Origin of the sequence: Streptomyces sp. WM4235 (assembly GCF_001279725.1) — a bacterium.
GTDB lineage: Bacteria > Actinomycetota > Actinomycetes > Streptomycetales > Streptomycetaceae > Streptomyces.
This window is the reverse complement of sequence record NZ_LGDE01000037.1, coordinates 1-10,807: the sequence shown is the minus strand read 5'-3', so window position 1 is coordinate 10,807 and position 10,807 is coordinate 1. Positions and strand designations below refer to the sequence as shown.

The 10,807-nt window shown below is 75.3% G+C and carries 1 protein-coding gene; it reads left to right on the top strand.

Features of this window, described 5'->3' with window-relative positions:
* A partial coding sequence (locus tag ADK55_RS05585) for a type I polyketide synthase (protein ID WP_053676336.1) occupies positions 1 to 10,807 on the top strand: 10,807 nt, incomplete at both ends.

The window sequence follows — 10,807 nt, the reverse complement described above, 5'->3', positions numbered from 1 at the left end:
GCTCCTCGAAGGCCTGGAGGACCGGCTCTCGATCGCCGCCGTCAACGGCCCGACCTCCGTCGTCGTCTCCGGCGACGAGGAAGCCGCCCTCAAGGTCGCCGAGAAGCTCGCCGAACTGGGCCGCAAGACCAAGCGCCTGACGGTCTCGCACGCCTTCCACTCCCCCCACATGGACGCGATGCTCAAGCCCTTCCACAAGGTGGCGAAGGACCTCACCTACAACGAGCCGCGGATCCCCGTCGTCTCCGCCCTCACCGGGAAGCTCGCCTCCGGCGACGACCTGCGCACCCCCTGCTACTGGACCGACCAGGTCCGCGGCGCCGTCCGGTTCGCGGACGCGGTCGCCACCCTGAGGTCGCTGGGCGCCGACACCTTCCTGGAGATCGGCCCCGACGCCGTCCTCAGCGCCCTCGCCGAGGGCACCCCGGCACTGCGCGCGGGGCGCCCGGAGGTGCAGACGCTGCTGACGGCCGTCGCGACCGCGTTCACGCGCGGCGCCGACGTCGATTGGGGCGTGCTGTACGCGGGGACCGGCGCCCGTCGGGTCTCCCTGCCCACGTACGCGTTCCAGCGCCGCCGGCACTGGTTCGACGCCGCCGCCCGCAAGACGGCCCCGCTGCCCCTCCCGGGGGCCGACACCGCCGAGGAGCCGGCCGCCGGCCCGCGCGGCGCACTCGGCGCGCGCCTCGCCCGGCTGTCCGAGGCCGAGCGGGACCGCGCCGTCTCCGAGCTGGTCACCTCGCACGTCACCGCGATCCTGGAGTACGGGCCGGACGAGGTGCTGGAGCCGCGGACCCCGTTCCAGAAGCTCGGCTTCAGCTCGATGATGACCACCGAGCTGCGCAAGGCGCTGGCCGATGCCACCGGCCTGCGGCTGCCCGGCGGGCTGCTGTTCGACCACCCGACGCCGCTGGCGCTCACCTCGTTCATCGGGGCCGAGCTGGCCGGGGCGGCCGTGTCGGCCGAGGAGTTCACCCGTCCCGCCGACGCCGACGAGCCCATCGCGATCGTCGGCATGGCCTGCCGGTTCCCGGGCGGCATCTCCTCCCCCGACGAGCTGTGGAAGCTGGTCGCGGAGGGCGGCGACGCCGTCTCCGGGTTCCCCGTCGACCGCGGCTGGGACGAGGACCTGTACGACGCCGACCCCGACCGCCCGGGCAAGAGCGCGGTGCGGCGCGGCGGCTTCCTGCACGAGGCGGCCGAGTTCGACGCCGGCTTCTTCGGCATCTCGCCGCGCGAGGCCCTCGCGATGGACCCGCAGCAGCGGCTGCTGCTGGAGACCGCCTGGGAGGCCGTCGAGCGCTCCGGGATCCGCCCGGAGTCCCTGCACGGCTCCCGGACCGGCGTGTTCGTCGGCGCGACGGCGCTGGAGTACGGGCCCCGGATGTACGAGGCCCCCGAGAGCGTCCAGGGTTCGGTGCTCACCGGCAGCACCACCAGCGTGATGTCGGGCCGGATCGCCTACCAGTTGGGGCTGCTCGGCCCCGCGGTGACCACCGACACCGCCTGCTCCTCCTCGCTGGTCGCCCTGCACCTCGCCATCCGTTCGCTGCGATCGGGCGAGACCAACCTGGCCCTGGCGGGCGGCGCGACCGTCATGTCGTCCCCCGGCATGTTCGTGGAGTTCTCCCGCCAGCGCGGCCTCGCCCCCGACGGCCGCTGCAAGTCCTTCGCCGCCGGCGCCGACGGCACCGGCTGGTCCGAGGGCGTGGGCCTGCTGCTCGTCGAGCGGCTCTCCGACGCCGAACGCAACGGACACACCGTCCTCGCGGTGCTGCGCGGCTCCGCCATCAACCAGGACGGCGCCTCCAACGGCCTGACCGCCCCGAGCGGTCTCGCGCAGCAGCGGGTCATCCGCCAGGCGCTGGCCGACTCCGGTCTCACCGGCTCGGACGTGGACGCCGTGGAGGCGCACGGCACCGGCACCAGGCTCGGCGACCCGATCGAGGCCGAGGCCGTCATGGCCACCTACGGCAGCGACCGCGAGGGTCTGGCCCCGGTGTTCCTCGGCTCGCTGAAGTCGAACATCGGTCACGCGCAGGCGGCGGCCGGCGTCGGCGGCGTCATCAAGATGGTCCAGGCGATCCGCCACGGCGTGCTGCCCGGGACCCTGCACGTGGACGAGCCGTCCCCGCACGTGGACTGGTCGGCGGGCGCCGTGGAACTGCTCACCGGGGAACGGGCGTGGCCCGAGACCGGTCGGCCGCGCCGCGCCGCCGTCTCCTCCTTCGGGATCAGCGGGACCAACGCCCACGTCGTCATCGAGCAGGCCCCCGAGACGGTGCCCGCGCCCGCGACCTCCGTCGAGGCCCCCGCCGCGCCGGAACTGGCCTTGCCCTGGCTGCTGTCGGCCCGCGACCCGAAGGCGCTGCGCGCCCAGGCCGAGCGGCTGCGCGCCCACGCCGCCGCTCCCGACACGGACCTCGCGGACGTCGGGCTGGCGCTCGCGGCCACCCGTACCGCCTTCGAGCAGCGCGCCGTCGTCCTCGCCGAGGACCGCGACGCCCTGCTCGCCGGGCTCGACGCGCTGATCGCGGGCTCCGACGCGCCCGCCGTCGTCACCGGCGCTGTCCCGAGCACCGGCCGGACCGCCTTCCTGTTCACCGGCCAGGGCGCCCAGCGGCTCGGCATGGGCCGTGACCTGTACGCCCGCCACCCCGTCTTCGCCCGCGCCCTCGACGAGGTGTTCGCCGCCTTCGAGGGGCTGCTGGAGCGGCCGCTGCGCGAGGTGCTCTTCGCGGCGGAGGGCAGCTCCGACGCCGCGCTGCTGGACGAGACCACCTACACGCAGCCCGCCCTGTTCGCGGTGGAGACGGCCCTGTTCCGGCTGCTGGAGCACCACGGGGTGGTGCCCGCCCTGCTGGCCGGGCACTCGATCGGCGAGTTGTCCGCCGCGCACGCCGCCGGGGTGCTGACCCTGGCGGACGCCGCGAAGCTGGTGGCCGCCCGCGGCCGGCTGATGCAGTCGGCCCGTCCCGGCGGCGCCATGATCGCCGTCCAGGGCACGGAGGCGGAGATCGCCGCCTCCCTCGCGGGCCACGAGGACGCGGTGTCCGTCGCCGCCGTCAACGGCCCGTCCTCCGTGGTGATCTCCGGTGACGAGGACGCCGCCGAGGCCATCGCCGCTCTGTGGCGGGAGCAGGGCCGCAAGACGAAGCGCCTGACCGTCTCGCACGCCTTCCACTCCCCGCACATGGACGCGATCCTGGAGGAGTTCCGCGCGGTCGCGGCCGACGTCGCCTTCGCGGCGCCGGCGATCCCGATCGTCTCCACCGTCACCGGCGCGGTCGCCACCGAGGCCGAACTGACCTCCCCCGACTACTGGACCGGGCAGATCCGCGCCGCCGTGCGGTTCCTGGACGCCGTCCGCGAGCTGGCCGCGCAGGGTACGACCCTGTTCGTGGAGGTCGGCCCGGACGCCGTGTTGACCGCCCTGGCGCAGGGCGCGCTGGAGGACACCGGGGCCGTGGCCGTGCCGCTGCTGCGCACGGGCCGCCCCGAGGCCGACACGCTCACGACCGGCCTGGCCCGGGTGTGGACCGCCGGTGGCACCTTCGACGCGGGGACCTTCTTCCCGGGCGCCACGCCGGCCCCGCTGCCGACGTACGCCTTCCAGCGCGAGCGGTACTGGCTCGCGCCGACCGCCTCCACCGACGCGCGCAGCCTGGGGCTGGACGCCTCGGAGCACCCGTTGCTCTCCACGAGCGTGGAGTTCGCGGACCGCGAGGACGCCCTGTTCACCGGCCGGCTCTCGGTGGGCTCCCACCCGTGGCTCGCGGACCACGCGATCGGCACGACCGTGCTGGTGCCCGCGACGGCGTTCCTGGAGCTGGCCGTCGCGGCCGGCGACCACCTCGGTGTCACCCGCGTCGAGGAACTGACCCTGGAGGCCCCGCTGCCGCTCGTCGGACGCGAGGCCGTGCGGGTGCAGGTCGCGGTGGGCGCCCCGGACGCGTCCGGGGTGCGGCCCTTCTCCGTCCACGCACGTCCCGACGGCGGCGAGGGCGAGGCCCGGCCGTGGACCCGGCACGCGACGGGCGCCCTCGCGGAGGCCGTCGTACCGGCCGAGGACGCGGACCTGTCCGCGTGGCCGCCGGCCGGCGCGAGCGCCGAGCCGCTGGACGGCGTGTACGAGCGGCTCGCCGCGCTGGGGTACGCGTACGGCCCCGCCTTCCAGGGGTTGACGGCGCTCTGGCGCGCCGGTGAGGACCTGTACGCCGAGGTGCGGCTGCCCGGGGCGCACCGGGAGAGCGCCGGCCGGTTCGGCGTGCACCCGGCGCTGTTCGACTCGGTGTTGCATCCGCTGGTGCTGGACGCGGCCGTGGAGGGCGAGAGCGACCGGCTCCGGCTGCCGTTCGCCTGGTCGGGGATCTCCCTGCACGCGGCGGGCGCCGCCGAGCTGCGGGTGCGGATCTCGCCCGCCGGGACCGACACGTACCGTCTGACGCTGGCGGACGGGGCGGGCGCGCCCGTCGCGGACGTGGACGCGCTGACGTTGCGCCCGGTCGCCAAGGAGGCCCTGACCTCGGTCGCGGACGGCGCGAACGACTCGTTGTACGAGGTGCGCTGGCAGCCGGTGAGCGCCGCCGAGGCGTCGGTCGACTGGACCGAGGTGGGCGAGGACCTGGCCCCCGCCGCCGGTGCGACGACCGTGCTGGTCCGGCACGCGGGCTCCGGCGCCGCCGGCGCCGAGGGCGCGCACCTGGCCACCCTGCGGGCGCTCGCGCTGGTCAAGGAGTGGCTGGCCGACGAACGGTTCGCCGATTCCCGGCTGGTGTTCGTCACCGCCGGCGCGGTCGCCGCGCTGCCCGGCGAGGACGTCACCGACCTGGACGCGGCCCCCTTGTGGGGGCTGATCCGCTCCGCGCAGTCCGAGCACCCGGACCGGCTCGTGCTCGTCGACACCGACGGCGCGACGGACGACGCGACGCTCGCCGCGGCCCTCGCCACCGGCGAACCCCAACTCGCGGTCCGCGCGGGCGAGTCGTTCGCCCCCCGGCTGGCCCGCGCGGCGGCGATCACCACCCCCGAGGTTCCCATCCTGGGGGCCTCGGGAACCGTCCTGGTCACCGGCGGCACCGGTGGCCTCGGCGCGCTCTTCGCCCGCCACCTCGTCACCGAGCACGGGGTCCGGCACCTACTGCTCAGCAGCCGGCGCGGCCCGGCCACCCCGGGCGCGCGGGAGCTGGCGGCCGAACTGGGCGCGCTCGGCGCCGAGGTGAGGGTGGTAGCGGCGGACGCCGCCGACCGCGCCTCGGTGGCCGCGCTGCTCACGGCCGTGGACGCGGAGCACCCGCTGTCGGCCGTGGTGCACACGGCCGGTGTCCTGGACGACGCGACGATCGAGTCCCTCACCCCGGAGCAGGTGTCCGCGGTGCTGCGGCCCAAGGTGGACGCGGCCTGGAACCTGCACGAGCTCACCAGGGACCTGGACCTGGCGGCGTTCGTCCTGTTCTCCTCGGTGTCGGGTGTCACCGGCACCGCCGGTCAGGGCAACTACGCGGCGGCCAACACCTGGCTGGACGCCCTCGCCGCGCACCGCCGCTCCGCCGGTCTGGCCGCGACCTCGCTGGCCTGGGGCCTGTGGGACTCCAGTCACGGCATGGGCGCCGGGCTCACCGACGCCGACCTGGCCCGCTGGGACCGGGCGGGCATGACCCCGCTCACCCCCGCGCAGGGTCTGGCCCTGTTCGACACGGCGCTGAACGCCACCGAACCGCTGCTGGTGCCCGTCGCGCTGAACCCGGCCCGGCTGCGCACCGGTTCCGAGACGCCGCCCGCCCTGTACCGGGGGCTGGTGCGCACCCGGACCCGCCGCGCCGGACAGGCCGGGGCGGGCGCCGGCGCCGCGTCGGGCTGGGCCGGGCAGATCGCCGGCCTCCCCGAGGACAGGCGGGCGGAGGCGGTACGGGACCTCGTGCGGTCCACGGTCGCCTCGGTCCTCGGGCACGCGGGCGCCGCGTCCATCGACCCCGAGCGGGCGTTCAGCGAGATCGGCTTCGACTCGATGGCCGGCGTGGACCTGCGCAACCGGCTCGGAGCGGCCACCGGCCTGCGTCTCCCGGCGACGGCGGTGTTCGACCATCCGACGCCGGGCGCGCTGGCCGCGTACCTGCTGTCGAAGGTCTCGGCGGACGACGCGCCGGCGAAGGCCGTCAGGGCCCGCGCCAAGGGCGCCTCGGACGAGCCGATCGCCGTCGTCGGGATGGCGTGCCGCTTCCCGGGCGGGGTGCGGTCCCCGCAGGACCTGTGGCGGCTCGTCGCCGACGGGGTGGACGCGGTCAGCCCGTTCCCGGTGAACCGCGGCTGGGACCTGGAGGGCCTGTACGACCCGGACCCCGAGCGGACGGGCACCTCGTACGTCCGTGAGGGCGGCTTCCTGCACGAGGCGGACCTCTTCGACCGCGAGTTCTTCGGGATCTCCCCGCGCGAGGCGACCGCGACCGACCCGCAGCAGCGGCTGCTGCTGGAGACGGCGTGGGAGACCTTCGAGAGCGCGGGCATCGACCCGGCGCTGTTGCGCGGTTCGCACACCGGCGTCTTCACCGGCGCCATGTACGACGACTACGCCTCGCGGCTGCCGTCGGTGCCGGAGGAGTTCGAGGGCTTCCTGCTCGCGGGCAACCTGTCCAGCGTCATCTCCGGCCGGCTGTCCTACACGTACGGGCTGGAGGGTCCGGCGGTCACCGTGGACACGGCCTGCTCCTCCTCGCTGGTGGCGATGCACCTCGCGGCGAACGCGCTGCGCTCCGGTGAGTGCGATCTGGCGCTGGCGGGCGGCGTGACCGTGATGAACGGCCCGAACACCTTCGTGGAGTTCTCCCGCCAGCGGGGCCTGTCGCCCGACGGGCGTTGCAAGTCCTTCGCGGCGGGCGCCGACGGCACCGGCTGGAGCGAGGGCGTCGGTCTGCTGCTCGTCGAGCGGCTCTCCGACGCCAAGCGCAACGGGCACACCGTGCTCGCGGTGATCCGCGGCACCGCCGTGAACCAGGACGGCGCGTCCAACGGCCTGACCGCGCCCAACGGGCCGGCGCAGGAGCGGGTCATCCGCCAAGCCCTGGCCAACGCCGGTCTGAACTCGGCCGACGTGGACGCCGTGGAGGCGCACGGCACCGGCACCACCCTCGGCGACCCGATCGAGGCGCAGGCCCTGCTGGCGACGTACGGGCAGGACCGGCCGGAGGACCGCCCGCTGTACCTCGGGTCCCTGAAGTCGAACATCGGGCACAGTCAGGCCGCGGCCGGTGTCGGCGGTGTCATCAAGATGATCGAGGCGATGCGGCACGGGGTGCTGCCCCGGACCCTGCACGTGGACGAGCCGTCCCCGCACGTGGACTGGGAGGCGGGGTCGCTGGCGCTGCTGACCGAGGAGACGCCCTGGCCCGAGGCGGGCCGCCCGCGCCGCGCGGGCGTGTCCTCCTTCGGCATCAGCGGCACCAACGCGCACGTCATCATCGAGCAGCCTCCGGCGGCGCCCGCCCGGCGCGGTCCCGCCCCGGAGCCGGAGGCGGCCGGTGTGCTGCCGTGGCTGGTGTCCGGCAGGGACGAGAAGGCCGTCGCGGCCCAGGCGGCGCGACTGCACCGCTTCGTCCTCGACCACCCGGAGCTGTCCCCCGCCGACATCGGCTCCTCGCTGGCCACCGGGCGCGCCGTGCTGGAGCACAGCGCGGCCGTCGTCGGCGCGGACCGGGAGACCCTGATCCGGGGTCTGTCCTCGCTGGCGCACGGGGAGTCCGCGTCGAACGTCGTGCGGGGCCGCTCGGCCCGGCCCGGCAAGACCGCGTTCCTCTTCACCGGCCAGGGCAGCCAGCGCCTGGGCATGGGCCGCGAGCTGTACGCCGCGAACCCGGTCTTCGCGAAGGCGCTGGACGAGGTGTGTGCCCGGTTCGACTCGGAGCTGGCCCGCCCGATCAAGGACGTGCTGTTCGCTCCGGAGCACTCGGCGGACTCGGCGCTGATCGACCAGACCTCCTTCACCCAGGCCGCGCTGTTCGCCATCGAGGTGGCCCTGTACCGGCTGTTCGAACACCACGGCTTCACGCCCGACTTCCTGCTCGGCCACTCCATCGGCGAGGTGACCGCAGCCCACCTCGCGGGGGTCCTCGAACTGGGCGACGCCTGCTGCCTGGTCGCCGAACGCGGCCGGCTGATGCAGGCCGCGCGCGAGGGCGGTGCGATGGCCGCGATCCAGGCCGGCGAGGAGGCGGTGCGCGCCTCGATCGCCCCGTACGGCAACGCGGTGGCCATCGCCGGGGTCAACGGCCCCGACGCGATGGTGGTCTCCGGTGACTCGGCGGTCGTCGACGAGATCTGCGACGCATGGCGGGCGAAGGGCGCCCGCACCAAGCGGCTGCCGGTCTCGCACGCCTTCCACTCCCCGCACATGGACGAGGTGTTGGAGGAGTTCCGCGAGGTCGCCGGCGGGCTGACGTTCCACGCGCCGCGCATCCCGGTCGTCTCCAACGTCACCGGCACCCTCGCCACCGACGAACAGCTGACCTCCCCGGAGTACTGGGCCACCCACATCCGGGAGGCCGTGCGGTTCGCCGACGGCATCCGGTACCTGGAGGCCCAGGGCGTCACCGACTTCCTGGAGTTGGGCCCCGACGGGGTACTGACGGCGCTCGCGCAGGGTTCCCTGGAGCAGGAGGCCGGGGCGTCGGCCCCGGCGCTGCGCCGGGACCGGCCCGAGACGGAGACCGTCGTCGCGGCGATGGCCATGTTGCGGATGCGGGGGGCGAAGCCGGACTGGTCGAGGCTGTTCCCGGGCGCGCGGACCGTCACCCTGCCGACGTACGCCTTCCAGCACGAGCGGTACTGGCTGGACGCCCCCGAGACCCCGGCCGACGCGGCCGGGCTGGGGCTGGCGGCGACCGGTCACCCGTTGCTGGGCGCGGCCGTCGGGTCGGCGCACCGCGACGAGTACCTGTTCACCGGGCGGCTCTCGCGCCGCTCCCACGCCTGGCTGACCGAGCACGCGGTGTACGGGACGGTGTTGGTCCCCGGCACCGGGCTGGTGGAGCTGGCGGCCCGGGCGGGCGAGCAGCTCGGGGTGGACCGGGTCGAGGAGCTGATGCTGTCGGCGCCGCTGGTGCTGCCCGAGCAGGGCGGTACACAGGTCCAGGTCGTGGTCGGCGAGGCCGACGGGGCGGGCCGCCGCACGGTGGAGATCTTCTCCCGGACCGACGACGGCGACCTGGCGGCCGACCGGCCGTGGACGCCGAACGCGAACGGGGTGCTGGCCTCCTCGGCCGGCGCCACCGGTGAGCCGTTGACGGCCTGGCCGCCGGCCGGCGCGACCGAGGTCTCCCTCGACGGGGTGTACGAACGGCTCGACGCGCTGGGGTACGCGTACGGCCCCGCCTTCCAGGGGTTGACCCGGCTGTGGACCGCGGGCGACGAGGTGTACGCCGAGGTGCGGCTGCCGGACGCCGGGCGGGCGGACGCGGGACGGTTCCTGCTGCACCCGGCGCTGTTGGACGCGGCGCTGCACCCGCTGCTGCCCGGTGTCGCCTTCGAGTCGGGGCAGGCGCGGCTGCCGTTCTCCTGGTCCGGGGTGAGCGTCCACGCCGTGGGCGCCTCCGTGCTGCGGGTGCGGCTGACGCTGTCCGGGCGCGACACCGACACGCTGGTGGCCTCGCTGACGGTGGCCGACGGGGCGGGCGCCCCGGTGGCGACCGTCGAGTCGCTGCTGTTGCGCCCGGTGTCGAAGGAGGCGCTGCGCGAGGCCGCGTCGACGGCCCGGGACGGACTGTTCCGCGTCGCGTGGAACGCCCTGCCGGCCTCCGACCCGGTCGCGGGCACCGCGGCGGGCTGGGCCGTGGTCGGTGACCTCGCCGTGCCCGGTGGTCTCCCGTACGCCGATCTGGAGGCGGTGGCGGAGGCCGGACCGGTGCCCGCCACGGTGGTGCTCGTTCCGGGCGCCGTCGAGGGCGAGCCGGCCGAGGCCGCGCGGGCCGCGTTGCGCGAGACCCTCTCCTCGGCGCAGTTCTGGCTGGGCGACGAGCGGTTCGAGAGTTCCACGCTGGTGGTGGTCACCCGGGGCGCCGTCGCCACGGCGGGCGAGCCCGTCACCGATCTGACGCACGCGGGTGTGTGGGGTCTGCTGCGCGTGGCGCAGACGGAGAACCCGGGGCGGATCGTCCTGGTGGACCTGGACGGCGACACCCTGCCGGCCGGGGCCCTGGCCTCGGGCGAGCCGCAGATCGCGGTGCGCGGGAAGCGGCTGTTCGTGCCGCGTCTGGCCCGTACGAGTCAGGACGCGCAGGCGATCACGCCGCGTTGGGACCGGGGCACGACCCTGATCACCGGCGCGACCGGCGCGCTGGGCGGCGTACTGGCCCGACACCTGGTCACCGAACACGGCGCACGGCACCTGCTGCTCCTCAGCCGACGCGGCATCGACGCCCCGGGCGCCGAGGAGCTGCGTACGGAGCTGACCGGGCTGGGGGCGGAGGTCACCGTGGCCGCCTGTGACGTCACCGATCGGCAGTCGCTGGCCGGGGTGTTGGCGGCGATCCCCGCCGAGCAGCCGCTCACCGGGGTGATCCACACGGCCGGCGTGCTGGACGACACCGTCCTGTCGGACCTGACGCCGGAGCGGCTGGAGAAGGTCCTCGCGCCGAAGGTCGACGCGGCCTGGAACCTCCACGACCTCACCAAGGACCTGGACCTGTCGGCCTTCGTCCTCTACTCCTCCATCGCCGGCCTGATCGGCAACGCCGGCCAGGCCAACTACGCGGCCGGCAACACCTTCCTCGACGCCCTCGCCCAGTACCGCCAGGCCAACGGCCTCCCGGCCACCTCA